20 protein-coding genes and 3 pseudogenes are annotated in these 26754 nt (G+C 70.6%); 5 read left to right on the top strand and 18 right to left on the bottom strand.

Annotation, left to right across the window (positions count from 1 at the left end; translation table 11 throughout):
• Position 1: 1 nt before the first annotated feature.
• The 9 genes from HW130_RS03680 to HW130_RS03640 form a co-directional block, all read right to left on the bottom strand.
• Entirely contained in the window at positions 2-427 is a 426-nt protein-coding gene (locus HW130_RS03680) for a gas vesicle protein K (RefSeq protein WP_375256504.1), read from the bottom strand.
• The gene (locus tag HW130_RS03675; RefSeq protein ID WP_177147922.1) at positions 360-572 is read right to left on the bottom strand and encodes a gas vesicle protein; all 213 of its coding nucleotides are present in this window, start codon (positions 570-572) and stop codon (positions 360-362) included. Before HW130_RS03675 ends, HW130_RS03680 begins: the two co-directional genes overlap by 68 nt.
• Positions 569-1399, bottom strand: coding sequence for a GvpL/GvpF family gas vesicle protein (locus HW130_RS03670; RefSeq protein ID WP_177147921.1), 831 nt, complete (start codon positions 1397-1399; stop codon positions 569-571). The genes HW130_RS03675 and HW130_RS03670 overlap by 4 nt, the downstream gene beginning before the upstream one ends.
• Positions 1396-1839, bottom strand: coding sequence for a gas vesicle protein (locus HW130_RS03665; protein ID WP_177147920.1), 444 nt, complete (start codon positions 1837-1839; stop codon positions 1396-1398). Before HW130_RS03665 ends, HW130_RS03670 begins: the two co-directional genes overlap by 4 nt.
• 156 nt (positions 1840-1995) lie before the next feature.
• Complete coding sequence (locus HW130_RS03660) at positions 1996-2250, bottom strand: gas vesicle protein GvpG (protein WP_177147919.1); 255 nt, start codon at positions 2248-2250, stop codon at positions 1996-1998.
• A 25-nt stretch (positions 2251-2275) separates the two neighbouring features.
• Positions 2276-2989, bottom strand: coding sequence for a GvpL/GvpF family gas vesicle protein (locus tag HW130_RS03655; protein WP_177147918.1), 714 nt, complete (start codon positions 2987-2989; stop codon positions 2276-2278).
• 3 nt (positions 2990-2992) lie between these two features.
• Entirely contained in the window at positions 2993-3427 is a 435-nt protein-coding gene (gvpJ, locus tag HW130_RS03650; RefSeq protein ID WP_177147917.1) for a gas vesicle protein GvpJ, read from the bottom strand.
• Positions 3428-3492: 65 nt separating this feature from the next.
• The gene (locus HW130_RS03645; protein ID WP_177147950.1) at positions 3493-3792 is read right to left on the bottom strand and encodes a gas vesicle protein; all 300 of its coding nucleotides are present in this window, start codon (positions 3790-3792) and stop codon (positions 3493-3495) included.
• A gap of 269 nt (positions 3793-4061) precedes the next feature.
• On the bottom strand, positions 4062-4880 hold the full coding sequence (locus tag HW130_RS03640; RefSeq protein WP_177147916.1) for a hypothetical protein: 819 nt from the start codon (positions 4878-4880) through the stop codon (positions 4062-4064).
• Between the two features lie 223 nt (positions 4881-5103).
• On the opposite strand from HW130_RS03640, the gene HW130_RS03635 reads away from it, so the two are divergent.
• A complete protein-coding gene (locus HW130_RS03635; protein ID WP_177147915.1) occupies positions 5104-6003 on the top strand; it encodes a LysR family transcriptional regulator in 900 nt (299 codons plus the stop codon).
• Between the two features lie 178 nt (positions 6004-6181).
• Here the strand turns inward: HW130_RS03635 and HW130_RS03630 are convergent, their stop codons facing one another.
• Positions 6182-8386, bottom strand: a complete 2205-nt coding sequence (locus tag HW130_RS03630; RefSeq protein WP_309140310.1) for a M9 family metallopeptidase — start codon at positions 8384-8386, stop codon at positions 6182-6184.
• 302 nt (positions 8387-8688) lie between these two features.
• Here HW130_RS03630 and HW130_RS03625 point away from each other — a divergent pair, with 302 nt between their 5' ends.
• A complete protein-coding gene (locus HW130_RS03625; RefSeq protein WP_177147913.1) occupies positions 8689-9672 on the top strand; it encodes a LysR family transcriptional regulator in 984 nt (327 codons plus the stop codon).
• A 96-nt stretch (positions 9673-9768) separates the two neighbouring features.
• Here HW130_RS03625 and HW130_RS03620 read toward each other — a convergent pair whose 3' ends face one another.
• Positions 9769-13221, bottom strand: a complete 3453-nt coding sequence (locus HW130_RS03620; protein WP_177147912.1) for a DNRLRE domain-containing protein — start codon at positions 13219-13221, stop codon at positions 9769-9771.
• A gap of 546 nt (positions 13222-13767) precedes the next feature.
• On the opposite strand from HW130_RS03620, the gene HW130_RS03615 reads away from it, so the two are divergent.
• Both HW130_RS03615 and HW130_RS03610 read left to right on the top strand, forming a co-directional pair.
• The gene (locus tag HW130_RS03615) at positions 13768-20673 is read left to right on the top strand and encodes an RHS repeat domain-containing protein (RefSeq protein WP_256355828.1); all 6906 of its coding nucleotides are present in this window, start codon (positions 13768-13770) and stop codon (positions 20671-20673) included.
• 77 nt (positions 20674-20750) lie between these two features.
• Positions 20751-21578 carry a hypothetical protein gene (locus tag HW130_RS03610; RefSeq protein ID WP_177147869.1) on the top strand — a complete coding sequence of 276 codons (828 nt, stop codon included), beginning with the start codon at positions 20751-20753 and terminating at the stop codon, positions 21576-21578.
• Positions 21579-21623: 45 nt separating this feature from the next.
• Here the strand turns inward: HW130_RS03610 and HW130_RS03605 are convergent, their stop codons facing one another.
• The 7 genes and pseudogenes from HW130_RS03605 to HW130_RS03590 all read right to left on the bottom strand — a co-directional run bounded on the left by HW130_RS03605 (position 21624) and on the right by HW130_RS03590 (position 24758).
• Positions 21624-21818, bottom strand: coding sequence for a hypothetical protein (locus HW130_RS03605; protein ID WP_177147910.1), 195 nt, complete (start codon positions 21816-21818; stop codon positions 21624-21626).
• A gap of 166 nt (positions 21819-21984) precedes the next feature.
• Positions 21985-22518, bottom strand: a complete 534-nt coding sequence (locus tag HW130_RS03600; protein ID WP_177147909.1) for a GNAT family N-acetyltransferase — start codon at positions 22516-22518, stop codon at positions 21985-21987.
• A 232-nt stretch (positions 22519-22750) separates the two neighbouring features.
• A pseudogene (locus HW130_RS03595) lies at positions 22751-23382 on the bottom strand (SDR family NAD(P)-dependent oxidoreductase); the annotation flags it as partial.
• Between the two features lie 40 nt (positions 23383-23422).
• Positions 23423-23515: pseudogene (locus tag HW130_RS36930) on the bottom strand (2,3-dihydroxybiphenyl 1,2-dioxygenase); the annotation flags it as partial.
• 163 nt (positions 23516-23678) lie between these two features.
• Complete coding sequence (locus HW130_RS36655; protein WP_309140309.1) at positions 23679-23822, bottom strand: hypothetical protein; 144 nt, start codon at positions 23820-23822, stop codon at positions 23679-23681.
• A 76-nt stretch (positions 23823-23898) separates the two neighbouring features.
• A pseudogene (locus HW130_RS36650) lies at positions 23899-24024 on the bottom strand (flavin-dependent monooxygenase); the annotation flags it as partial.
• Positions 23973-24758, bottom strand: a complete 786-nt coding sequence (locus HW130_RS03590; protein WP_309140308.1) for an acyl-CoA dehydrogenase family protein — start codon at positions 24756-24758, stop codon at positions 23973-23975. The gene HW130_RS03590 and the pseudogene HW130_RS36650, both read right to left, overlap by 52 nt.
• Before the next feature lie 239 nt (positions 24759-24997).
• On the opposite strand from HW130_RS03590, the gene HW130_RS03585 reads away from it, so the two are divergent.
• Positions 24998-26512: a hypothetical protein gene (locus HW130_RS03585; RefSeq protein WP_177147907.1), complete on the top strand. Its 1515-nt coding sequence runs from the start codon at positions 24998-25000 to the stop codon at positions 26510-26512.
• Positions 26513-26754: the final 242 nt, after the last annotated feature.

Below are 26754 nucleotides of genomic sequence, written 5' to 3'. Positions count from 1 at the left end.
CTCAGCCACCGTGCCGCGGGAGCAGGGAGCCGAGCGGGCCGAGGTCGATGTTGAGGTCGTCCATCGTGAGGTCGTAGCGGTCGCACAGCTCGGCCATCCGCTCCTGGAGGATCATCAGCGTCATCCCGACGCGTTCCTCCTGGTCCTCGCTCAGATCCCCCTCGTCGACACGGTGGAGTGCCGTGCGCTCCATCAGCTGCCGCAGCAACTCCACGAGGGAGAGCACGAGTTTGATCAGGTCCCGTTCCACCGTGTCCGGATCCGTCTCCAGACGCCGGGCCGTCGTGCTGGCTTCGCCGCTCACTGGGTCCTCCTCGGGTGTGACCGGACGGGCTTCCCCGCCGGGTGCCTGGCGCGCGTCACCACGGGCCGGGCTCGTCCGCCGTGATCGACCGGATGACGGCGCGGAGATTGATGTGCACCAGATCCACGTCGGCGACGGACAGGACGAGGTCGCCCGTGAGCACTGCTCCTCCGTTGAGGAGGCGGTCCAGCAGATCGACGAGGGCGACCTGCGGACCCGCAGGCGTGCCGGTCGCGGCGACGTCCGCACGGTCCGGCTCGGCGCTCATCGTGCGGCGTCGCCGCCGGCGACGGGGGTTGCGAACGAGTACGGAGCCCAGGGACCGGTGACCTCGAGTCGTACGCCCGGTGTGTCACGGACGAGCGCCTCGAGCCTCGTACGGAACACTCCGGCACGGTCCTCGGCCACGAGGTAGGCCTCGTTGGCGACGTTCTCCCCCTCCCGGGCGGATAGTTCGCCCTGCTGGGGGCGGTGCACCACACGCTCCCGGGCGAGATCGCGGACGGCCAGGGCGGCGTCCGCGGCCACGGCGGCGGCAGCCCGGTGGGCCTCCCGCCCAGCGCGCCGCTGCGCCCGCCGCTGCTGGAGGTAGGCGCGCCCGGGGCTCCCGGCCGCCGGTTCCCCGGCCGGCTCCGGCATGCGGGCGCTGCTCGGGTCGGCGTAGACCTTCACCCCGAACTCGACGTGCCTGTCCAGTCGTCGGAGCAGCAGGTCGAACTCGTGGTGACGTTCCTCCAGCATCGCGGTCACGCGCTCGTCGTCCAGGTAGACCGTGGCCAGCCGCATGGGCAGCACCGTCGCCGCCGCGAACGCGGCGTCGACCACCGCGTGGTGGGCGCGGGCGACCGCCTCGAGCCGGGCCAGGTCCTCCAGCTGTGCCTTCAGCCCGTGTTCACCGTACGCGACGGCCGGTACGCGCGACACGAGGGCGGCGAGTCCGCCGGCGCGGGCCACCACGCCCACGGGCCGGTCGTCCACACCGGCGAGGCGCACGGCGGTGCGCCCCAGCGCGTCGTGGTCCCGGCCGACCGCGTACACGTACGACAGTTCGTCGCCGGTCCGGCGGCTCAGCGGGGTGTCGGCCGCGGTGTTCACTGTTCCTCCCGCCTCTCTGTGGTGGCGTGCCCCTGCGTGCCCGTGGCCGCTCGGGGCAGTCCCGCCGCCGCCCGCAGTGCGGCGAGTTCGGCCCGCAGCCGCTCGTTCTCCTGCGCCAGGGCCTCCTGCCCGTCGTGTGCGGCCTCTGCCGCTGCCGCGTGCCCGTTCGGGGCGGCCTGCCGCGGCGCCACCGCTCGGGAGGACAGCGACGGGTCGTGCTCCCACCAGTCGATGCCCATCTCCTTCGCCTTGTCCACGGAGGCGACGAGGAGGCGGAGTTTGATGGTCAGCAGCTCGATGTCGAGCAGGTTGATCTGGATGTCGCCGGCGATGACGACACCTTTGTCCAGGACGCGTTCCAGGATGTCGGCGAGGTTGGCCGACGAACCCTGCTGTCCGTACGGGGAAGCGGCCGTGCGGCCGGCGATCGGTTGGGTCACGGGGTCCGCCTCCTCCGCACCGCCGGGGCCTCGCCCGGCGACGTGCTCCGCTGCCCTGCCGGGTCTGCGCCCGGCCCGGCGTTGTCCGTCATGGCCCGTGTACCTCCTTGTCTCGGCACCGCGGGACGCCGCGGCGCCCGGGGCCCGCACGGCCCGTCAGGGGCCGCGCGTTCCACGCCGGTGGGCTTCGATCTCCTCCAGCCGGTCGAGGAGTTCGTCCTCCCGCCGGTCGAACTCCTCGGCCCCGATACGGCCGGCGGTCAGGTCCCGCTCCAGTGCCGCCAGTTCCCTGAGCACCGGCTCCGGGTCGTAGTACTCGCGTTCCGCGGCCAGCACGAGCTGGTCGAGGACCCAGGCGGTACCCCGGGCGGGAGCGAGCGGGAACGTCAGGAGGCCGGTGATGAGCCCCACGGCTGCCACCTTCCGTCGGGGGCGGTCAGACGAAGCTGTACGGGGGAAGCGGCCCGGTGAGCGTGAGCTGGTAGGTACTCCCCCGCCGCTCCGCCTCCTCCCGGACGAGCCGGGTGAAGGCCGCCGCCTCCTCGTCTCTGACGAGGAACGACACGTTGAGGAAGACGCTCGTGGCGGCCTCGCCCCGCGCGGTCCGCGCGGCGGCCCCTTCCAGCAGGGCCACCAGTTCGTCGGCCTCGCTCTGCCGGCGGGCCGTGACGGCGTCGGACACCATCTCACCGAGCGCCATGCGGTCCTGGTGGGCCGAGGGGTCGTCCCGTGTGCGCTCGTTGAGCCGGCGGATCTCGTCGTTCCGCTCCATGATCTCGCGCAGCAGGTCGTCCTCGTCGCGGGACGCCTTGAGATGGAACTCGACGTGGCCTTCCAGCTCGGCGAGCCGTTCGCGGTAGCCGGACTGCTCCTGTTCGAGGACGGCGGCCACCTGCTCGTCGTCGGGACCGAGCAGGCCGAAGCGCATCGGCAGGGTCGCGCCGTCGTCCATGAGCCTCTCGACGACGCTCTGATGGGCCATCACGTCCCGGCGCTTGGCCCGCAGACCGGGCGGCGCCTCGCTGACCACGGCCGTGAGGTCCCGCGCCGTGACCGTGCGCAGGTCCGCCGGCGGGTCGCCGACGCCGGACACGCCGTCCAGACGCAGCGGGTGGTCGGCCCGGGTGATGGCGTACACGTAGGTGGGCACCGGTCACTCCCCCCGGCTCTGGGACGTCTGGCCGGCAGAAGTCCTGCGGGTGGAGCGCTTGCGCGGCTCCTCCTCGGGTTCGTCGCGGTTGCCCTTGATCGTGTCGGTGAAAGCCTCCACCGCCCCGCTCAGCGCGCCCTTCGACTTGCCCTTCGCGCCGTTCTCGGTCATGTCGCCGACGATGTCGGTGAGCTGGCTGGGCGCCTTGCGCCCGGATTCGAGGTCCAGCCGGTTGCACGCCTCGGCGAACCTCAGATAGGTGTCGACGCTGGCGACGACCACGCGCACGTCGACCTTGAGTATCTCGATCCCGACCAGGGAGACCCGCACGAAGGCGTCGATGACGAGCCCTCGGTCGAGGATGAGCTCGAGGACGTCGTACAGGGTTCCCGAGCCGCTCCCACTGGTCGCTGCATTGCTTTGCTGGACAACAGTCACAGCAGAACTCCATCCGATGAGCTGGTTCGGACCCGGCCTCTCACCTGACGGGCCGGGCCCCGGGTTCAGCGGCGGTCGATCCGGCCTCTCGCATACCGGTGCCTGCGCTCGTAGGCGACGAGTCGGCCGTCGGCGTCGAGTTCGACGCGGTAGGACGCCATGACGCTCATGGTGTCCGGGACTCTTTCGAGTTCGACGACCTCCACGTCGGCACGCCACCCCTCATCGGTGGCGCGCAGCGCGGAAACGGCGCCGGGCTCGCACCGAAGCAACTCGGCGAGCTGGTCGGAGGCACGGCGCATGGCCGTGGAAACATCGATCCGTTTCTCGGCGGCCGTACCGCCGTTGCCGTCCGTGGTGTTCATCATCCCGCCTGTCGCGCCTCGGAAGTTGTGTCCCGGCGAGGCCTTCGGCCGTCCGCCGTGGCTTCGATGCGCGTGCCCGTGAGAACCGAACCTATGCGGCGGTGTCGGGTACTTGTCGCCACTGATTTTCCGCGTTCCAGCTCAGATACCCCCCGGGGGCGACGAAGGGGACATGCCCCTCGGCGGACGGGCTGCCGGCGCGCGAGGCGTCACCGAGGCCGACTACGCCAGGCTTCCGGACGCCGCTCACCAGTGACTCGGCGGGCTGCTCAGGGCCGACGCCATAGGTCGGACAGGCGTATGCCGTACAGCCTGCGCAGGCGGCGCAGCTCCCAACGGGCCAGTGCGATCAGGGTCACCGGGCCGATCAGGCCGATCAGCAGGCGCAGCGGCAGCGAGACCCGGTCGTACATGGCGTCTGCCAGCAGCGGGATGCTGACGGGCAGGATCGGCACGACGGACACGACGGCCGGCAGGGCGTCGTTGAGGTCGGCGGTGCGCACCCCGTTGGTGATGATCATCAGGCCCGTGGACACGCTGAACAGTGCCAGCCACAGCGCGCCGGCGGCGGCCGCGGGCGACGCGGGAGGCCACTGGGAGAGGCTGGTCTGCATCAGCGTCGCGGTGGCGGTCCATGTGGCGAGGAACGCCACGAGCGAGCCGCGTGCGCGTACCGCCACCGGCCACCTGTGGCCGCTGGGGACCATGGCGATCACCAGCCAGAGGACTTGCAGGATGAAGGCGGTGGCGCTGAGACTCACGCGAAAGTTCTCGTGCAGTTGGGCCGGTATGTCGCGAGGGGCCACGAGTCCGAGGCCCAGCCAGGCGCCAACAGTCGCGGCGAAGCCGACACCGGTGCGCCAGAGCCGCACCCTGGCGACCAGGGGGTCGACAATCCGGTCCGGGCGCGTCGGGGAGCACAACCGGTGGGCGGCGATCACCGGCAGCAGCCAGCCCAGCCACCAGCGGGCCCCGCGCCGCTCCCGCGGGACGGGGCCGAACAGGGGCGGCGGTGCCGGGCGCCGGGGCCTCTCGCCGATCGCTCCCGCGTAGTAGTCCCTGGTCGGCCGGCCCGTACTCCCCGTCAAACCCGCCCCCCGAGCCCTGAGTCGCTCAACACACTTCTTCCCCTCGGATCTCTTGGGCCGCTGGAGTGGTGGAGCCGAGTCCCCCTCCAGAGCACTGCCTCGTGAACGACGTTAGGACGGCACAAGGCATTCCACCAGCGACTGGATTGCATAGAATCCATGCGCTAGAGGAATGCCTTGGGGAAGATGGTGGGGGCGGAGGAGAACCTGGAGGGGGAGGAACGTGTTCGAGCTCGACGCACTGCGACTGCTCGTGACCGTGGCCGAGACCGGATCGTTCACGAAAGCGGCGGCCCGGCTCAACTACACGCAGTCCGCGGTGTCGCGACGGATCGCCGCCCTGGAACAGCAGGCGGGCGGACCACTGCTGGAACGGCTCCCGCGAGGCGTACGACTGAATCCCGCAGGCCGCACGCTGCACCGGCACGCCATGGAAGTGCTCGACCGGCTGTCGCGGGCGGAGCGGGAGCTGGCAGTACTGCACGCGGGCCACGGCGGGCTGCTGCACGTCGGCGCGTTCGCCACCGCCAACATCTCGCTGGTGCCCACCGCCCTGCGGGCGCTCCAGGACGCCAGGCCGGATGTCGAGGTCGTCGCGGTCGAGGGCCCGACCGACACGCTGATGGAGCGCCTCGCGGACGGGGCGCTGGACCTCGCCGTCGTCAGCGACTACCCGTCCGGTCTGCCGTCGGCCGACGGTGTCACGACGACCGCACTGTGCGAGGACGAGCTGTTCGTCGCTCTGCCGCGCGGGCACCGTCTGGCCGGAGTCGGGACGATCGACCTGCGTGAACTGCACGACGAGGCCTGGCTCCAGAACGCGTACGGCGACCGCCCCACGATGCTCGCCGACGCCTGCGCGCGAGCGGGCTTCACCCCCAGAAAGATCATCCGCATCGCGGAGTGGACCGGGAAGTTCGGCTACGCGGCCGCCGGGCTGGGGGTGGCGCTGGTCCCCTCGCTGGCCGCCTGGGCGGTCCCCGACGAACTCGTCCTGTGCCGCCTCACCGACCCGGCCCTGCGCCGGACCGTACATGTGGCGCTGCCTGCTGCCCCGCTGCCGGCGGCACGGAAACTGCGGGATCTGCTGTACGAGGCCGAGTCCCGCCGGGCCAGGGTGTAGGCGACACCGAACCGGCGGCGCGACCTCGGCGGTCCGGGCCGACGCGCGGGCCGCACCGCTCGGGCACGTCCCGCCAGGCGGTCCCGGTGCGGAACTTCCGTTGAGCACAAGGCGGTCGTCCAGCCGCTTCCTGCCCCGCAAACGACTCGGGCAGCAGCGGCCGGACGACGACATGGGCCTAGTACGACGTGGTCACCGTCACGCCGCTGAAGGCCGTGGCCCCGTACAGGCTGATGTAGCGGTATCCGGCCGTGGTGTTGGTGACCGTCAGGCGTTCGGTCGTGCCGGTGCCGGTTGAGCGGGCGCTGTACACCCTCGGCGAAGCCCACGTGCCGGCGTTGTAGTAGAGGTCGGCGTTGCCCGTGCCGCCCTTGGTGGTGACGGTCAGGGTGGTGGAGCCGGCCGGCATCCACAGGTAGAGGTGGTCGGTGCCGCCCGCCGCGGCCGAACGGCCGGAGCGTGAGCAGTTCCGGCCCAGCAGCCGGGTGTCGGCGCCGGTGCACGGCGTCGCGGACGGGCCGCCCTGGCACGCGCCGGCGGCGCAGGCGGTGAGCCAGGCGTCGAAGTCCGCGTCGTAGCGGGTGCCGATGCCGTCGGCGTAGAGGGCGTAGGCCCCGTTGTAGTCACCGGTGCGGAACTTGGCCAGGACGGCCAGCACGTCGGGGCGGTGCTTCTCCAGCATGTAGCGGACCGCCAGGTAACCCCACTGGTAGGTCCTGGCCTGGTTGCTGTTCTCGTAGGTGGTCCGGAACAGGGTGCTCAGGTCGTAGGTGTGCTTGCCGGCTTCCGTGATGGCGGCGGTGTAGTCGATGCCGCGGTAGCTGTAGGAGACGTATTCGGCGAAGCCCTCGATCCACCAGACGGTGGGAACGGCCACGGAGTCGGCGAAGTCGCCGTGGGTGTTGAAGCGGCCGTCGAGGTAGTGCGTGTACTCGTGGTTGAGGTTCCAGACCTGGCCCTCCTGTTCGTAGGCGATGAAGCGGGCCTGGTTGCCGGGGCGGGAGGGGTCGCCCTCCAGGTACATGCCGCCGTTGTCGGTGTCGATGCCGAACATGACCCCCGCGTACATCTGGTAGTCCGCACGGCTGTTGTAGACGACGACCTGGATGGTGGTGTTGTGGTCGTCTGCCACGGGGCCCTTGTCGGCGATGATGTCGTGGACGTACGCGTCCTGATTTCGCAGACTGCCGCACGACGCGGCCAGCTGGGCGGCCGTCAGCTCCTGGGCCCGGATGGTGTGGGCCGGATCGCACGCGTGGGTGATCGGCAGGGCGACCTTCGCCAGCTCTTCCTTGAATCCGCAGATGTCGTAGTACCCACACGCCGCGGCGTCGTAGTAGTCGGCCAGGTTCGCCGTGGCCAGCCACAGCCGGGCGGTCGGCCCGGTCATGCCGGTGGCGTCGAGCACCCCTTTGACCAGCGGGCGGGCCGTCGCCTTGAGCGGGGCGTCCCTGAGGAAGCGGGCGAGCTCGGCTCCGGCGTTGCTGGTCAGGTACGCCCGGTCGGTGCCGAGCAGGTCCAGGTGGCCGAGTGCGAACCGGTTCAGGGTGCGCAGAATGCCCGGATCGGCGGTGACGGCCCTGACGAAGTCGGGGAACTGGTGGCCCCGGAACAACGGCGTGTACACCGCGTTGGCGGAGGCCACCATGCTCCTCGACGCGTCCCAGCTGCCGTTGTAGCCGTTCAGGATCCGCTGGAGCGGCCCGAGATAGCGGCCCGCCTCCGCGGCGCTGTCGATCAGGATGACCGACTCACTGAGCGTACGGCCGTGTTCCTCGGTGACGTCCAGGTAGTGGGTGTTCCGGGTGAACGCGTCGAGGCCGCCGCGTATCGCGGTTCTCAGCGGCGCTCCGTACTCGCCGACCTCGTCGGGATGGCCGTACTGGACGTAGTAGCCGGCGCGAAGGAAGAGGACCAGCTGGTACGTGCTGTCCGCGTTGGTTCCGGCGTAGCGGAGCGCGGAGGTGCGGAAGGCGTCGGCGACGGTGACCATCTTCGCCTCGCGGAACACGCTGTGCGCGTCGGCCGCTCCGACACTGAACAGGCTGTTCAGGCAGGCGTCGGTGGAGGACTTGACGAGACTCACGAGCTGCGCGCCGTCACGGGAGCCGAAGTCCGCGGGTGAGCAGGCGGCTGCTGTCCCGGCGGCCGGGGCGGTGAGCGTGGCCGGGGCCGGTCCGTTCCCGGACCCCGTGCCGGACAGCGGGGGAAGCTCGCCCGGGGTCAGCGGCCTGAGCTGGCGGTCCGTCTGGGCGTTCCCGTTCCCCGTCCATGCCCGGTCGGCTGCGGCCGACACAGCGGAGGAGACGGCCGGTTCGGGAGCGGGCCGGCCGGCGGCCCCGGACGCGGAGCCGGGGAGGGTTCCGATGATCGCCAGCGCCACGGACGCACATATTCCGGATGCCCTGCCGAGCAAGGCAGGCATTCTTCTTCGCATCGACACTCCTGGTGGGGGGTTGGGTTGCGCCGCCGGGCGGCTCCGCCCGCTCGCCCGGTCGGGGGCGAAGGCGCACAGGGAGATTTCCACGACTGCCCTGCCGGAACAACGAGTTGAGGGATAGGAGCTCGACCGGACCAGGCATAACACCGGGGGCACGGCCCCACGGGCCCGTGCCGTACCGGACGGGCGGGGAGCCGCTCATAATGGGCCGGTCGTCACAGTCCCCCGGCCGGCGAGGTGTGCAAGTGGAGCTGGAACTACGCCATTTGCGTGCCCTGTGCGCCATAGCGGACGCCGGGAGCGTGGGCCGGGCCGCCACGGCCCTCGGATACACCCAGCCTGCGATGAGCACGCAGCTCCGGCGCATCGAAAAGGCGCTGGGCGAGCCGCTGTTCACCAGGGGCAGCACGGGGGTGGGGCTCACCGCGTACGGTGTCGAGGTCGTCAGCCAGGCCCGCGACGTCCTCGCCCGTGCGGACGCCCTCGGCCGGCGGCGGACCGCCACCCCGCCGGGACCGACGCGCACGCTGCGGCTCGGTGCCACGAACACCCCGGTCCTGCCCGGCCTCGTGGCCTCGATGCGCACGGCCTTCCCGGATCTGACGATGTCGATCAGCAGCGTGTACTCCACCGGGGAGCTGGTCAGGCTCCTGGAGGACGGCGAACTGGACGCCGCGCTGGGCATCGACTACCCGGGGCAGGATCTGCGCCACTCCCCCGCGCTCGCGCACCGCGCCATCGTCACGGCGCCGGTCTTCGTCGCGCTGCCCGCCGATCACCGGCTGGCGCACCGGGTGGAGGTGCCGCTCGAGGAGCTGGCCGAGGACACCTGGTTCGTCGCTCCCGACGACGGGGTGGGCTGGCCGGGCGCGTTCTACGATGCGTGCCGGGCATCCGGTTTCACCCCTGCGGCCGTGCACGAGTTCAGCCCGCTCGACCAGCTGCAGGCACTGATCGCCGACGGCCACGGCGTCTCCGCCATCCAGGCCACCCACAGGCCCGTCGACGGCGTGCAGATCAAACCGCTGGCCGGTACGCCGCTGTGGCTCAGGCACCTGATGATCCGGCGGCGCGGCAGCGTCGACGAGGTGACGGCGGAAGCGCTCCACCACTACGCGGCCGCGGCCTACCGTGAACTCGTCATCCGTGCCCCGCACTTCCAGGCCTGGGCGAACCGGACCTACGCCGCGGCTCGTCCGACGGGGCGGGCCGGCACGAAGCTCACGTGAGGGGGCTGCCGCACCGCGCACACCGGCGATCCGGCAGCCGGCCGGCGACACGACGGCAGGGCCGGAGAGTCCTCCGGCCCTGCCGTGCGCTCGGCGTCATCCGATGCCGATGCGGGTCTTCCAGTAGCTCGCGGCGCCGATGATCTCCGTGCCGGAGCCGGAGAGCGCGGTCCGGCTGCCCGCGTAGAACCTCACGGATCCGTCGGACCGCACCGTCCAGATGTCGGGGATCGCGTCCCCGTTGACGTCCGGCGTTCCGATCAGGTGCGGGATGCTCGCACTCGACCAGCCGGAGGCGCCGTACTCGGTGTCCACGCCACCGGCCGAATTCACCGCGGCGGCGAGCGAGGTGAGCTCCACACCGCCACCGGCGGCCGCGATGCCCTTGCGGAGCATCAGCCGGCTGGAGACGTCGGTGCGGTAGACGAGATCGGTGATGCCGTCGCCCGAGATGTCCTGGGCCGTGACGATGTCCCGTTCGGTCCAGGGGGACGAGGACAGGCGGACGGCCTTGTCGATCGAGGCGCCGTTGTAACCGGTGAAGGCCCACAACGCATCGCCGACGGTGGCGAAGAAGTCGGTCCGGCCGTCCCCGGTGGCGTCGCCCGCCGCGACGATCTGGGTGAGATCGGCGGGGCTGGGCGCGTCGGCGGGCAGAAGGATCTCCCGCCGCTTGTCCACGTTGACGGCGCCGTAGCCGTCTCCGGGATAGACCCAGAGCTTTCCGCCGACCCGGACCACCAGGTCCTGGAGTCCGTCACCGCCGTAGATGTCACCGTTGTGCGTGATCAGGGCGCCCTTGAAGTGCCCCGAGGGCGCGGCGACGAAGGGGGGCAGGTCGTCTCCCTGCGGGTCCTTGTCGGGGTTGCCCCGGTACGCGCCGGACATGGAGTAGTCCAGGTCGCCGCTGCCCCTGACAAGGTCATTGGTGGCCTGCGACGGGTACAGCGAGAGGTTGCCGCCCTCCGTGATCACCATGAGGTCGGCGAGTTTGTCGCCGGTGAAGTCTCCTGGTGCGTCGGCCTGGTCGCGGGGCGAGACGTAGAAGAAGTACTTCGTGGGCTCGGAGGCGTTGCCCGCGCCGTCGACGGCCCGGACGTACAGCACGTTGGGCCCGGCGGTCGGAGGCTTGGCGTTGCTGATGGTCGCGCTGACGGCGGTGTCCGTGCCCGCCGTTCGGGGCAGCGAGAACGGGTAGCTGGCCGAGTTGAAGCCGTACTCGTAGCGCACCGCGTCACTGTTCAGTGCGCGCACGGTGAACGAGCCGGGCGTGCCGAACTTCTTGGTGCTCCAGTTGGCGTCCTCGGCCCCGTTGCCGAAGCCGTTCTCGCTGCCGTCGGCGTTCGGGAAGTCCGTCGAGCTGACCTTCGGCGGCTTGGGCGGCGCGGTGTCCAGGACGAAACGGCACGGCGTGCTCGACGGCGAGTAGGCGGAACTGGCGCCGGCGTCGTCGACGGCTCGCACACGCCACGAGTAGAGCGTGCCGTTGGTGAGTTTGCTCGTCGAGAAGGCGGAGGTGGTGCGCAGCGCCGTGTCGGTGTCGCCGCCGACGGAGACCTTGCCGGTGGAGCCGAGCAGGTCACCGGAGGTGGTCAGCTTGCCGGTCGGCCAGAGGTCGAAGTCGAGGTAGTCCAGGTTCTTGTCCTTGTCCGACGCCTTCGCGGTGAACGTCAGGCTGCCGGAGCCCATGCGGACGTACGGTTCGGTGGTGGTGCACTTCGCGTCCGGACCGAGGTCGAGCGAGGTGGGCGCGCTCGGCTTGCGGTTGTACACCAGCTCCAGGACCGGGGCGTTCTCTCCGTTGGCCTGGAACTTCTTCCAGGCGTACTGCGAGTTCTCGTCCCGGGCGCGCAGCCCGAAGGTGATGCTGTCCTTGCCCTGGTCGGCCTGCTTCTGGGCGGCCTTGCGGACGTCGAAGGTCTCGTAGGCGTCGCGGCAGCCGGACTTGTAGCCGTGGGCGAAGCTCTTGGTGGCGAACTTGTTGCCGTCGTGCAGCTTGGGCGCGTTCTTCCAGTTGGTGCGCCCGTTGACCGGTCCTGTGAGGTGCACGCTCATCGACCGGGCGCTGCAGGACCATGCGTAGGTCTCCAGCAGGCGCAGCTTCGCGCTGGTGATCTGGGCGCCCTTGAGGTCCTTGTCGAAGGCGATGTTGAAGTACGACCGGGAGGTTCCCCATGTGTCGGACTCGAAGCCGACGCGGGCCTCGTGGGTTCCGCCCTTGTTGAAGCCCTTGCCGTTGTAGAAGGTGGCGTTGGGGTGGCGGCTGTAAGCGGTGGTCCAGTTCTGGGTGTGCTTCTTGACCGACGGGTCGATGAAGACGGGGTACGTGGTGGCCGGGTCGGCCAGGAATGCCTGGTCGGGGGTGAGGGTCCAGTTCTCCCCCGTCAGGTCGGCGTCGACGAGCTCGCCGCGCGAGTCGGGCGAGGGGCCGTCGAGGGACGGCAGGCCGAGGGTCCCGGACTGCGACGGTGAGGCTGTCGGCTCCGGTGGCGCGGACGGCAGTGGTGACTCCGACGGCGCCACGTACGCGCCGTCGGTGGCGGAGGGCAGGACCTCGGTGTACGGGTCGGTCTGCTCGTCCGCCGCGACCGGGTCTTCCCCGGAGGGGCTTGGGCTTGCCTCCGGAGTGCTCCCGGGTGTCTCCGAGGGGGCCGGCGTCTCCGACGCCGTCGGCTGGGCGCTGGCCCCCACGGTGCTGTCGGTGACCGCGGGGACTCCGCTGCTGTCCCACATCAGCGGCGTCGGTGAGGTCGCGACCTCGTCGCCGTAGGCGCTCTCCGCGATCACGATGTCGGAGATCGGGTCGAGGCGGAAGGTGAGGTCGTCGGACGTGATGCCGTACGACAGGGTCTGCGCGCGCGGATCCGCCGCCGCCTGACGGTTTTTCAGCACGACGAGCTGGGCGAAGCCGTCGTCGTCCGCGGTCAGGACCAGGTCGGCTCCGGGGAAGATCTCCGGGTAGAGAGCGCGCGAGCCGTCGATGACGGGAGTGGGGACGGGGCCCGGCCAGGTGAGCTGGATGGTGTAGCCGTCCACGTACAGGGTCGCCAGGGGCGTCGCGGTCTCGTCGGCTGTGGCGGACCCTGACACCAGGGAGACTCGGCGCACCTGGGCGCGTGAGGCGCGGTCGGCCTCCCTTTCCGAGCCCGAACCCGCGGAGAAGACCATCCGGGTGTTGGTCGCCTTCGGCTCCCAGCCGTCGGCGGTGCGGTGCAGGTCAGGATCGACGGCCTTCCAGACGCCGTCCACCTCGGCCCGCACGGGCGAGGAGTACAGGTGCTTGGCCATGAGCCCGTCGGGCCGTGCCCAGGTGGTGGACCGGGGAGTCCGCAGCGCGGTGACCTCGACGGGCTTGCCCGCCTTCACCGCCTGGGAGATCGCCTCCGACTCGCCGATCGGCCTGGTGTGCCGGCCCCGGTCGGCGTCGGTGCGGCCGGCGGAGTCGTCCGTGGCGAGGCCTGCGTAGCCGAGCACGGTCGCGGCGAGAGCGGTGGCGACAACCACGGCTGTTGCTCGACGGCTGGGCGTGCGGCGCCAATTGCGCGTCATGGTTGGGCGGTTCCCCTTCCCCCTGGAACCGGCGCACGCCGTTCGGGCGTCACCGGGGATGCAGAGCCTGACCATGCGCAGCGGATCTTCCCGATCCGAATCGGGCATGGCGAAGCGAGCTGATGATGGCCCATGAGCTGTTCTTCGTCACGCGAGCGCCGCCCGCGCATGGGGGCGGCGTCCCCGGGGCCGGGTCCGGTGGCTCCGCGGAGGGTGGCCGGGGGAAGGGCGTGCAGCGGGAGGGATCCGCCGAGGGCACATCGGGAGATCGCGCCCAAAAACCCCGTCCGTCACGAGCCTTTGAGCGTTTTTCAGCCACCTTGAGGCATGTCACCCTCTCGCAGAGGAGATCCGCTCCAAGGGTGCGAGCATCCGCATCTGGGCTGCCCCATACGTAAAAGCCCTGGTTGGCGGCGTGGCGATGATCACATACGGTCGTCGGCAGTGGCGCGAGTTCACAGAGTCCCCACACAATCTGCGCTGTCTGATACGCCATCATGCGAGGTCCGTCCGGTCCCGCTCCGAGTGGTCCGGGGGGACCTCGTCTTGTTCGGTCGACTTTCCCGTGCCCGCGTCCTGAGAACGCGGCTGCTGGTCGTGCCCTTTGTGGGGGCGGCCCTGCTGGTGGGCCTGCTGCCCACCCAGTCACTGGCGCTCCCGCCCGACCCCGCGACGGCGGAGAAGGGCCGCGAGACCCTGGCGCTGGAGCCTTTGGAGAAGGATCTGCCGGTCAGCGGTGAGATCTTCGACAAGAGTCTCGACTCGCTGAAGGTCGACGTGCCCGAGGACCGGGCGCAGGCTCCCGCCGGCACCACCGCCGCGCCTCCCGCCGACTCCGGCACGGTCACCTTCGGTTCGCCCGTGAGCCCCGCGTCCTTCGGGACCGCCGCCGACGCCGAGCCGGTGGCCCTCACACCGGTGGACGACCTGCCGGTCAGTCTCGGTCAGGCCCCGGACCAGCCGGCGCCGACCGGGACATGGCAGGTGTCCATCACCGACCGCACGGCGTCCGTGGCGCAGGGCGTGGACGGTGCCGTGGTCACCGTGCAGGCTCCGGAGAGCGGCTCCGTCCCCGTCTCGGTGAAGCTGGACTACTCCGAGTTCAAGAACCTCTACGGCGCCGACTGGGCGTCCCGCCTGCGGTTCGTCCAGTTCCCCGAGTGCTACCGGACCACACCGGACGACGAGGCGTGCCAGCAGTACGTCGAGCTGGAGACGGCGAACGACACGGCGAGCGAGTCCATCACCGCGACCGTCGACACGGCTGCCGACGGAACCGTCACCCCGGCCTCCGCCCCGGCTCCGGCGGCCGGGCAGACCGGACCGTCGGTGATGCAGGCGGCCTACCGCACCCCGGCGGCCGTCACCGCCGGAGGGGACAGCGCGGTGATCGGAGCCATCGACTCCGGAGCCGGTGCCGGTGGCTCGTTCAAGGCCACACCTCTTGCGTCGAACGGCAAGTGGGAGGCAGGCGGTTCGTCCGGCGCGTTCACCTGGTCGTATCCGCTCGCGGTTCCGCCGGCCCCGGCCGGACCGGCTCCCAAGGTCGTCTTCAACTACAACTCGCAGAGTGTGGACGGCCGCACCGCCGTGTCGTCGCCCCAGGCGTCGTGGATCGGCGAGGGGTGGGACTACGACCCCGGGCACATCGAGCGCCGCTATCGCAACTGTGAGGACGACCGCAAGACGCTCGACGCCGGAACGCCCAACAACACGGCGTCCAAGGACAAGACGCCCGACCTGTGCTGGGTGTCGTACAACGCCGTGATGTCGCTCGCCGGCAGCACGACCGAGCTGGTGAGGGTCACCGGCAGCAACCCCGAGGGTGCCACGGAGATCTACCGGCCGATGCGCGACGACGGCACCCGCGTCGAACACCGGGTGGGCGCCGAGAACGGTGACAACAACGGCGAGTACTGGGTCGTCACCACACCCGACGGCACCATGTACCACTTCGGCCTCAACAAGGTCGGCGGCGGTCATGCCGACACCGACTCCGTCTCCACGGTGCCGGTCTTCGGCAACCACCCCGGGGAGCCCTGCCACGCCGCCGCGTACGCCGACTCCCGCTGCGGCGCGGGCAAGCAGCAGGCTTGGCGCTGGGGCCTGGACAAGGTCGTCGACGTGCACGGCAACGTGATGGTCGTCGACTGGCACCAGTCCGTGAACCACTACGCGGTGCGCAAGAAGTTCAAGACGCCCGAGGCCTACGACCGGGCGGCGTACCCGGACTTCATCGAGTACGGCATGCGCGCTGCGGATCTGACGAAGCCGTCCGCCCGCATCGACCTCGTCGCCGCCCAGCGCTGCCTCGCGTCGGCCACCGTCTGCGACGGCGCCAACTTCGACAAGACCGACGACCCGGGCGCCTACCGGCCGTGGTGGGACAGCCCAGGCAACCTCAACTGCAAGGCCACCTCCAAGCTCTGCCCCGCCTTCCCGTCGTTCTGGACGCGGCTGCGCCTGTCCGCGGTCACCACCTACGCCCAGCGCCCCGGCGCGACCACGCTGCAGAAGGTCGACACCTACACGCTGCACCAGTCGTTCCCCGAGGACTGGTACGACACCTCGCCGGGACTGTGGCTCAACTCCATCACCCGCACCGGGTACTTGCCCGGGGCCACCACCGGCACCGTCCAGTCCAAGGACGGCGTCAGCTTCGCCCACTACACCGTCGGCTCCTCCTCACCGCTGCGCGCGCGCCTGAAGGACCGTCAGCTGCCCAACCTCGTCCCCACCGGAAGCGGCGACCAGCGGCCCGGCTTCACCCGGCCCCGTATCGGCACCGTCGCCACCGAGTACGGCGGCGAGATCGAGGTCGAGTACACCGGTGGATGCGCCAAGGAACCGGCCGAGGACAAGGGCAGGGACAACACCACCTGCTTCCCGCTGCGCTGGTCCCCCGACGGCGAGGAGAAGACGCCCGCCAAGGCGTGGTTCAACAAGTACGTCGTCGCCTCGGTCACCGAGAGGGACAACGTCACCTCGCACGGCAAGCCGGTTCACACGACGTACGCCTACAAGGACCCGGCCTGGTCCAAGAGCGACGACGAGTTCACGCGCGCGGCCCTGCGCACCCACAGCGACTGGCGCGGCTACCGGCAGGTGGCCGTCACCCGGGGCAGCAAGTCCTCCTCACGGATCGGTGAACCGCAGTCCCAGTCGTATGCCGTCACCCGCTACTTCCAGGGTGTCGGCGGCGCGGTGAAGGACTCGACCGGGACCCTCACCCTGGTGGCGGACGACGCGCGTCAGTACGCCGGCATGACCGCCGAGAGCATCGCCTACGCCAACTCCGACGGCCGGGTCGTCAAGCGCACCCTTAACTATCCCTGGTCCGAGCAGACCGCGTCGCGCCCCCGCGAAGGCGAGGACGGGACCACGCTCGCCCCGCTGCTCTCCCACCGCGGAGGCATCAAGCGCATCGATGCCGTACAGACGGTCGGCACCAGCTGGCAGGCGGTGCGCACGCTGACCGAGGTCGATGCCACCTACGGTCTCCCGGTGCAGGTCGAAACCATGGTGGTCAAGCCCAACGGCACCGGTGAGAGCCTTTCCCAGCACAGCTGCACGCGCACGAGCTATGTGCACAACTCCGCGGACTGGCTGATCGGGCTGCCCAAGGAGCAGCGCTCCACCGCCACCAGCTGCGCGGCGTTCGCCACCGCGGATCCCGCCACCGAGCTCAAGGGCTCACGGCGCATCTCCTACGACGACCTGGCGTACGGCACCGCTCCCACGCGGGGACTCGCCACCAGCGTCGCGGAGATCAACGGCGCCGGCACGGCGCACTCCGTTGTCACCCGCACGTCCTACGACCCGCTGGGGCGCGTGCGCACCGTGACCAAGCCGGGTGCCGGAACCACCGAGACCCAGTACACCCCCGGTGACACCGGCGGGCCGGTCACCTCCACCAAGGTGATCAACGCGAAGGGGCACGCCACCACCACCACGTTCGACCCGGGCCGCGCACTCGCGCTCACCGTCACGGACCCCAACGGCCGCGTCTCGCGCACCGAGTACGACGGTCTCGGCCGGCTGGTCAAGGGCTGGTCGGCGGCGCGGGCGACAGCGCCGACACCGGACGTGGAGTTCGGCTACCAGGCGGCGCTCGCCACGCCTGACGCGTCCCGGCCCGCCGCGGTCACGATGAAGTCCTTGAAGGACGACGGCACCTACGCCACCCAGGTGACGATCTACGACGGTCTGATGCGCGAGGTCCAGAGCCAGTCGGAGGCGCACGGACCCGGCCGCATCATCGTCGACACCACCTACAACGACCACGGTCTGCTCTACGAGAAGACCGGTGGCTACCTCGCCAAGGGCCAGCCGGCCGGCGAGCTCTTCGAGCCCAAGTCGAACACGCTGATCCCCAACTGGACCAAGACCCGCTACGACGGCCTCGGCCGTCCGGTGCGCCTGTCCACCTACCACGGGCAGCACTTCAAGCACGCCGCCCACACCTACTACTACGACACGAGCACCTTCGTCGACCCGCCCGGCTCCACGACCCCGTCGAGCAAGTCCTTCACCGACGCACTGGGCCGTGTCACCTCCGTCCAACACTACACGAACGCGGACAACAGCGGCCGGCGCGTGACGTCGTACAGCTACGACAAGCGCGGCAACCGCGAGAAGGTCACCGACCCGGCCGGCAACGTGTGGTCGTACACCTACGACGCCCGGGGCCGCGTCACCGCCGCGACGGATCCGGACACCGGGACCACGCGGACCGAGTACGACGACGCCGACCGCCCGGTCAAGGTCACCAACGCACGCGAACAGTCCACCTTCACGCAGTACGACGACCTCGACCGCGTGACCGCGGTCCGGGAGGGATCCGCGACCGCCGCGCCCGCCAAGGAGTTCACCTTCGACACCCTGCCGGGCGGACTGGGTCAGCCGGTCGCCGCGATCCGGCACGACGCCGGCGGCGACTACATCACCCGGGTCACCGGCTACGACGCCGGGTACCGGCCGACCGGCCGCGAGACCGTGATCCCCGCGAACACGATGACCGCCGGCGTCTCGGGCACCTACGCCTACTCGTACAGCTACAGCCTCACCGGTCGCCCGCTGTCGGTGACCATGCCCGCCAAGGGGGGCCTCGCGAGCGAGAAGGTCATCACCCGCTACAACGACGACGGGCTCGCGGAGTCCACCTCCGGGCTCGCCTGGTACACCTCGGACGCCACGTACTCCCCCTACGGCGAGGTCCTGCGCACGGTCTCCGGAGCGCAGCCCTACAGGGTCTGGACGACCAACTTCGTCGACGCGCACACCGGGCGGCTCCAGCGCACGGTGACCGACCGGGAGACCGCCTCCCCGCACGCGATCAACGACAGCTACTACTCGTACGACGCCTCCGGCACCATCACCTCCAACGCCCGCAGGCTCAGCAGCGCGACCGGCGCCGTCTGGGACAACCAGTGCTTCACCTACGACGCGCTGGGTGAGCTCGTGAACGCGTGGACGTCCAGCATCGAGCCCGCGGGCAACGGCACCGGCTGCAAGTCGGCGAGCGGCGCCACATGGGGACACCGCACCGACGCGGCCCCCTCCTCCGGCCCGGTCGCCGATGCCCCCGACGCGGAGTCCGACGCAGACGCGCCCGATCCGGCGCTCGCGGCCGGTCTGGCCGCTGCGGCGCCCGCCGCGGGCACCGTGGCGACCGGCGCCACGGCGTACCGCCAGTCGTTCACTTTCGACTGGCTCGGCAACCGCGCCACGATGACGGAGCACAACACGGCGGACGCGACGAAGAACGTCGACTACGTCTACGGCTACGGAAAGACCGTCACGGGCACCGGTCCGGTCGAGACGGTCGTGCAGCAGCCGCACACACTGGCCTGGGTCGGCTCCACACCGTCCGGCCAGGGCAGTGCCTACACCTACGACGCCACCGGCAACACCGAGGTCCGTGACCTGCCGACGACGACGCAGACCCTGAAGTGGTCGCCCGACAGCAAACTGGAGTCCATTACCGACGACGGCAACAAGACGTCCTACATCTACGACGCGGCAGGCAACCGCCTGCTGGAGCACTCGCCGACCGGTGCGACCCTCCACCTCGACGAGACCGAACTGACCACCGACGCCACCGGAAAGATCACGCGCGCCTCCCGGTCCTACGCGCACCCCGGGGCGCCGACCGTCGTCCGTACCGCCCTCAACGGCGCCACCACCGGCCACAAGCTCCATGTCCTGATCGCCGACCACCTCGGCACGGCCGGCACCTCGGTCGAACTGTCCGGCAGCCAGCCGGTCACCCGCCGGGAGTTCAAGCCCTACGGCGAGGCCCGCGGCCCGAAGCCGACGACCTGGCCCAACAAGCGCGGCTACCTCGGCGTCGGCATCGACGACGCGGCGACCGGACTGACGCACATCGGTGCGCGCGAGTACGACCAGAACGCCGGCCGCTTCCTGTCCGCGGATCCGATCACCGACCTGGCCGATCCGCTGCAGATGAACGGATACGTTTACGGCAACAGCAGCCCGGTCAGCAAGAGCGACCCCACGGGACTTCTCCTCTGCTACTGCTCATGGCTGGGCAACCAGGCGACCGGCGGTGGCGGTGGTGGCGGCGGTGGTGACACCGGCAACGACCAGAACGCCGGCGGCGGAGCGCCCCCCGTCCAGCGCAACGGGGGAAAGACGAACCTCGGCAACTGCCTTTCCCGGCAGGCCACGGCACACGACGCGGCTGTCTGCGCCACCGGCTTCGCGGCGGCGTCGTGGGCGAAGAAGTACGGGGTCGAGGGCTTCGTCACCGTCGATGTCGGCCGAGGAGGTCACGCGGCCAACGAGATTCCCGGCGCCAAGGCCGACGGATCCGGGGCCGACGGACGAGCCGATGTCATCTTCTGGTCCAACGGCACCGTGTACATCTGGGAGGTGAAGCCCACGGCCTCCAAGAAGCCCAAGCCCGGTGACCAGGCGGCGGCGAAGAAGCACAAGTACGCCTATGAGGACGGCCCCGATCAGCTGACGCGCTACGTCGACAAGCTGGAGGACCACCTGGACTCGAAGGGCGACACCCGCAGAGTCGCCAGAGGGCCCGCACTCGCCACGGCGAAGTTCGCTTTCGGCAAGGACCGTACGGGCACCGTGTGGAGCGACAAGGACACCGCCTACGAAGGCATGCGCTACTACGGAGTCGATCCCAAGCGCAAGAGAACGCCGTCGCCCTCGCCGGGGCCCGGCCCGAGCCCGGACGCCTCGTCGACGTCCCGCCCGTCGGCGCAGTCGACACCCGAGCCCAAGCCCTCCGCCACCGGCATGGCGAATCCGCCGGTGCCCGGTCAGCCCTGGTGGAGCTCGGAGTGGGGCAGAGCGCTGGTCGTCGTCGGAGCTCCGCTCGTCCTGTTCGGAGGAACAGGGGGTGGCGGCGGGGTGGCCGTGGGCACCTCGGTCACCGTCGGCGGAATGACGCTCTACGAGCTCGCGGCATAGCGCAGGCTGACCACCGGCCGGGGTGTCCCGGCCGGTGGTTAGTCTGTGCGGGAGATCGTCCGAGAAAGGAGCGCGGCATGACCCTGCGGGCCATTGCAACGTTCGATGTCAGCACCGGCGGTGGAGTCGGAAACGGGCTCGCCTCCTGGTTCGGCGCCGCCCTCGCCGGCCCCCTGCGCAGCCACCTGGAGCAGGAGAGCCAGGGCACCGCCTTCTTCTCGGCGAGCACCCGGGCGGACGAACGTGCCCCGAGCCGGGAGTTCCAGCCCTTGGCCACAAAGTGGGATGCCATGCGCCAGGAACTGCTGCGCGAGCCGGAGACCGCGCACGTGCTCTTCATGCGCGAGTACCTGGGGAGGCCGCTCGTCCATGTACGCAGCTCGACCATCAGGGTCCGCCGCCCGAACGCCGAGGCCCAGCTGCTGTTCGGGGCGGACTGCGGAGAGCTCGACGACGCCGGGTTCTGCGCCCGTGCGGTGGAGTTTCTGGTGGCCGCGCTGGACGGTGTGAACCCGGCCTTCGCGTGGCTGGGCGCCGACGCGCCGGCCTCGGAGGAGACCAACCTCGACTGGGTGCTGGGCCGGCGGGTGAGGGACTCGGTCCGGGAGGCCAGGAAGCTGCTCCGCGGCTACTCGTGGACGACGGTGTGCCCGGAGGAGCTGTCACAACGCCTGGGCGGGCCCGACGCTCTCGCCGCGTCGGGCGCCTTCCACGCGGTGTTCCCGCTCCGGGCGGGCGGGGCCGTCCTCCAGGCCACCCAGACGGCAGCGCAGTACACGGACGACGCCGTGCGCAGGGTCTTCGAGGCGCTGCACCCTGTCCTTCCCCCCGGCCTGCCCCGGTTCGACCCGGCCCACCCGGACCTGCGCTACTTCCCTGCCGACGCGTCCCGCTTCGGCGGGTAGCCGCCCGTGGGGATGTTCGGAACATCCCCCTTGGGCGGCGCCCGTTCAAGGCCCGGCGGACCCGGCCGTCGCGACATCCGTCTCCGGCGTGACGGCAGCTTCCGGCGTCTCCTCGTGGTCGTCACCGCCGTCACCAGGCACGGTCTCCGCCGCGTTCCGGCCGACCGGCTCGGCGCGCAGCACCTTCACCAGTGACGCGCAGAGGAGCACGGGCCGACCCGCGCCCAGGGAACGCCCCACCGCAGGCGCCGAAACCCTGACGCCCCGGACGCCTTCTCCGGGCAAACCGGCCGCGCACTGGCTGCGGCGCGAGGGTCGCGCCGTGCACGGCGCCGGTACCGATGGATCAGGCCCGGTTGGCGCGTCCGGCCGCCGGGCCGGGGACGGCACTCACCGGAGCCATCGATCACATGGGGAACGAGAGCAGGCGTACTGCTCCGGCGGGCCAATTCGCGCCGTCCCGCAGTGGTGTCCACATGGTCCGCAGCGGCATGATCACGGGTCCCTCGGGTTGGTCGACCTGGACGTCCTGCTCAAGCGTTCGCCAGCCGAGTCGCTCGTAGAGGGAGACGAGGGGCGGTCGGCAGAAGAGAAGCCCATGCTGCGGCCCCATCGTCCGCGCGTGCTCCAGAGCCGCCGATACGACCAACCGCGCCAGTCCCTGCCCCCGCAGATCAGGCGCGACGGCCACCCCGCCGACACCGACCATTTGTGTACCGACCCCGCCGATCGACATGGGTAGCCGCAGCAGACCCGCGTGTGCCACGAGGCGGCCCTTCTGCCTGATACCGAAATGATCTTCCTTGGGCAGCCACGTCAGTCCGGCGTCAGCGACGCCGAAGGGATCGGCGCTGTCGCCGAGGATTTCGATCTGCTCGGTCTTCGTATATTCCGTGAGGCGTATGACGGTTGGCGATGTGGACGAGAGGCGATCAGTCATCTCGCCATGATCCTGTTCGTGCCGGCTCCTGGCCAACCGAAGCACTCCGCCGTCTGGTTCTTCCGGCCACGCGGCCAGTCGGTGGGATGCCGCCACACCACCCAACTACCGGGCGAGCCCCCGTGTCGGGCCTCGGCACCCTGCTGCCCAGACGCGGAAGGGCCCATCCCGCCGTGGGGCGCGATGGGCCCTTCCTTGTCAGCACGTCCTTCGGGTGAGGACCGGCGCGCCGTCACATGTGCGTGCCGCCGTCGATGCGGAGTTCGGTGCCGGTGATGAAGGCGCCCTCGTCCGAGGCCAGCATGGCCACGACGCCCGCGACGGACTCCGGACCGGCGAAGCCCGTCGCCGGATCGGCGAAGCCCTCCCCCGTCAGCGCCGGCCGCAGCTTGCCGAGCAGCTCCCAGTCGGTGTCCTCCGGCAGGCCGGGCCCGCGGTTCGAGCCGCCGGCGCCGGAGCCGTCGGTCATGCCGCTGGAGATGCTGCCCGGCGCCACGCACAACGCCCGCAGCCCCTGCTTGGCGTACTCCAGCGCGATGGCGTGGGTGAAGGACTGGATACCGCCCTTGCTCGCCGCGTACGCCGCCATGTAGGGGGCGAACGACGCCGATGTGGAGCTGAAGTCGACGACCACGCCCCGGCCGGTGACCAGCAGCGCGGGCAGCGCCTCGCGCGTCACCAGGAAGGTGCCGGTGAGGTTCACCGCGACGATCCGGTTCCAGAACTCCAGTGACATCTGCTCGGTGTGCGCGGACCGCAGGATGCCCGCCGCGTTGACCAGCACGTCCAGGCCCCCAGATCCGCGAGCGCGCCTTCGACGCCCTCCTGCACCGAGGACTCGTCCGATGCGGTAGGAGCGGTCGTCCATGCGCAGGTAGAGGGTGTCCTCGGTGGTGCCGGAGGCCTCCACCATGCCGAAGACGTCGAGGGTGTAGGCGCGCCACTCCTCCAACTTGGTGGTCTCCAGGCGGAGGTAGCCGAGAGCGCGAATGTCCATGGTTGAGCACCTCTCCGTCGGGGGTCGGCAGTCGTGCGGTCAGTGAGTGCGGGTCAGTGGGCGACGGGGGGTCCCGGCTGGCAGTGCGGGGTGAGGCCAAAGCGGCCTCGGCGGTGCCGGAGCTCGACTCGTGGGCAGCTTGCGCCAGCCACCTGATGCACCGTCAGAACATCGTGTCCTGGAAGACGAGGCCGAGGGCCGCCTGGCCGAAGAGGAGCAGGGCGCGCTCGGGGTCGTTGGCGGCGTGGCCACGGCCGGTGTGCGCGTCGCGCCAGGCGCGCTGGACGGGGTCGGGGCCGGTGCGCATGGCGTTGCCGCCGGCGTTCCATCAGCAGTTCGAGTGCCGCGACCGCACGCTCGGTGGCGATCACCTGGTCCCGACGGGTGTGGGTGCGCAGCTCCGTGGGGAGCTCCTCGCCGCACTGGGCGAGGGCGTACATCTCGCCGATGTTGCGGGTCAGCTGCAGCCAGCTCGCGTCGATGTCGCTGGCGGCGCGGGCGATGCGCACCTGCGCGAAGGGGTCCTCGGCGACCTTCTGCCCGTAGGAGACGCGGAACCGCTGCGGGTGGCCTCGACGTGGGAGTCGTAGGCGCCCTCCGCGATGCCGACGATCGGGGTGGAGATGGTGGTGGTGAACACACCGGCGTACGGCAGCCGGTACAGCGGCTCGTGGTTGAGTTCATGGCCGGGCGTCTTCAGGGCGGTGACCGGACCGAAGCTCAGGGCACGGTGGTCGGGAACGAAGACGTCCTCGACCACGATGTCGTTGCTGCCGGTGCCGCGCAGGCCGACGGTGTCCCACACGTCGTCGATGCGGTACTCGGTACGCGGGATCAGGAAGGTCCGCATGTCCACCGGGTTGCCCTCGGCGTCCGGGACGAGGCAGCCGAGCAGGGCCCACTGGGCGTGGTCGCAGCCGGAGGAGAAGTGCCAGCGGCCAAAGAGCCGGAAGCCGCCGTCGACCCGGGTGGCCTTGCCGGTGGGGGCGTACGAGGAGGCGATGCGGGGCTTGTGGTCCTGGCCCCACACCTCCTGCTGGGCGCGTGGGTCGTACAGGGCCACGTGCCAGGGGTGGACGCCCATCACGGAGGCGACCCAGCCCGTTGAGCCGCACCCCTTGGCGATCTCCTTCACCGCCGAGCAGAAGACCAGTGGGTCGGCCGCCTGCCCGCCGAAGGCCTTGGGCTGCAGCAGTTGGAAGAAGCCGGTGTCCTCCAGTTCCTTGATGGAGGTTTCGGGCACGCGGCGCAGTGCTCGGCCTCGGCCGCGCGCTCGCGCAGCGTCGGGGCAAGGGCGCGGATCGCTGCGAGCACATCTTCGGCCATGGAGCATCCGCGGCAGCAGCGGCCCCGGCCGAGATCCAGGTTCGGCGCCGACCTTGATCCGTGCGGGTTGCAACCGCGAGTCCGCGTCAGGAGTCCTAGCCTGCGATGCAAAGAAATGGACCTCAACATCTTGCTCTCGGTGCCCTGGGGATCGTCATGGGTACCGCGTTCGGTGCTCTGCTCGGACCGGTGGCGGGACCGGCCGCGGCGGACGAGGAGCGGGGCGCGGTCACCCTCGACGGCCCGCAGCACACCCGCTTCCTGGCGGAGCGGCACAGCGTGGAAGAGAAGTGGACGCCCGATCGGGCATTCGGCTTCACGGTGGGGATCCGCCGTGCGGCCTCGGCCGGTCACGGTCGGGTCAGGGTGCGTATCGATATCGGCCGGCTGGCCGGTGTAGCTGCCGTCAGTCACCTCAGTAAGGCCTGTCACCGCGAGAAGACGCGGGTCGACTGCGTGTACGAGGTGGGCGAGCCGGGGAGCGCGGGCGGGGCGACGAAGTCGGTGGAACCGTTCGACCTGCGTGCGGCCAAGGGCAGCGAGAACGGCGACCGGGGGCGAGTGACCATCGTTGCGGACGTCGGCAAGTCCGGGCCGGCGTCCGGTTCCACCGTCGCCCGCCGTACGACCGACGTAGTCGTCGGAGTCCCCCGACTCACGGTGCGCAAGCAGGACATCAGGCAGGGCGACGGTGAGCAGCGACCGAAGCCCGGCGGCACGATGCCCTTCCGACTCGCCGTACGGAACGAGGGGAAGGTACGGGCCGAGAACGGCTTCGGTATCAGCGTCGAATCGGGCGACGGCGTCAGGATGAGCCGCACCCGAACGTACCGGAACTGCGGCTACCAAGACCTCTACCCCTCGTCCGTGCAATGCGAATTCGAGCGCGAATTGCGCCCTCAGGAAACCGTTTCCCTGGACCGCCCGCTCCTTTTCCGGATTCCGAAGCGGGTGATCTACAGCAACTTCTCCTATTCGGCGTTTGCGATCGGCGGACCCGATGACCCCGACCTGAACCCCGGCAGTTCACAGAAGAAGCACTTGGAGCGCCATGGGAACTGGCGCGCCGGGCACGACACGGATCCGGCCCTCGGGGTGCGGGAGACCGACGTGACCGGCCGCTTCCAGGAGAACCCCGACGACATGGTCGCGGTCGACACCCACCTCGACCTCGCGGCCGTCGGCGCAGCAGCCGTCCACGGAGCGGAGGGCGAAACCGTGGATGTCGGGATCGGCGTCCGTAAGCGCTGGCCGGACGGCACCGAGGCGGATGTCACCAACCACGTGGAGTACGGTCTGCGGTTCACCGCCCCCGAGGGCACGACGGTGGTCGGCGTCCCCATGGACGAGGGCGAAGCACTCTGCTCGACCAATGGCCGGCAGGTCTCCTGCCCCTGGGGGTTCGAGGACGAGGACATCAGGCTGCGCATCGACCGGAAGGTCCCGGGCGCTGCGGGCCGCCTGGAAGTCGTCCACGGTGACGCCTACTCCGCGCACGACAGGGTGCGGGAGAACGACAGCCTCGCCATACCCCTCCGGGTCGCGGGCATCACGTCCGCCCTGCGCGCCCAACGCCTCGCCTCGGCCGCCTTCCCCTACGCCGTCCCCGCGGCCCTTCTCCTCATGGTGACCGTGGCCCACCACATCATCCGCCGCCGGAAACGGACCTGACCTCGCCGTTTCGGTGGGGCTGGGACGTGTGACAGGAGCCCTTGGCATGCCCTCGCGATGTGATTGCCTGGACAGTTCCTGGTCCCGGTGGCACAAACCGGGAGCACGGGACCGGTGACACGGAACCGGGGGCACGGAACCGGGGGCACGGGACCGGTGACACGGAACCGGCTGCACGGGACCGGTGACACGGGCGTGGGCGGGCCGCAGGAAGCGGCCCGCGGCGGTGCGTTGGGCTGTGC

The organism is Streptomyces sp. PKU-EA00015 (assembly GCF_013387495.1).
Taxonomy (GTDB): domain Bacteria; phylum Actinomycetota; class Actinomycetes; order Streptomycetales; family Streptomycetaceae; genus Streptomyces.
Note: the sequence above shows the minus strand (reverse complement) of the source record. Positions and strands in the feature narration are given on the sequence as shown.

Excerpts from the sequence above, each read along its gene's own strand:
- HW130_RS03675 (WP_177147922.1), bottom strand. The coding sequence starts at position 572 with ATGAGCGCCGAGCCGGACCGTGCGGACGTCGCCGCGACCGGCACGCCT.
- HW130_RS03620 (WP_177147912.1), bottom strand. The coding sequence starts at position 13,221 with ATGACGCGCAATTGGCGCCGCACGCCCAGCCGTCGAGCAACAGCCGTG.
- HW130_RS03600 (WP_177147909.1), bottom strand. The coding sequence starts at position 22,518 with ATGACTGATCGCCTCTCGTCCACATCGCCAACCGTCATACGCCTCACG.
- HW130_RS03645 (WP_177147950.1), bottom strand. The coding sequence starts at position 3,792 with ATGAACACCACGGACGGCAACGGCGGTACGGCCGCCGAGAAACGGATC.
- HW130_RS03610 (WP_177147869.1), top strand. The coding sequence starts at position 20,751 with ATGACCCTGCGGGCCATTGCAACGTTCGATGTCAGCACCGGCGGTGGA.
- HW130_RS03585 (WP_177147907.1), top strand. The coding sequence starts at position 24,998 with ATGGGTACCGCGTTCGGTGCTCTGCTCGGACCGGTGGCGGGACCGGCC.
- HW130_RS36655 (WP_309140309.1), bottom strand. The coding sequence starts at position 23,822 with ATGCGCACCGGCCCCGACCCCGTCCAGCGCGCCTGGCGCGACGCGCAC.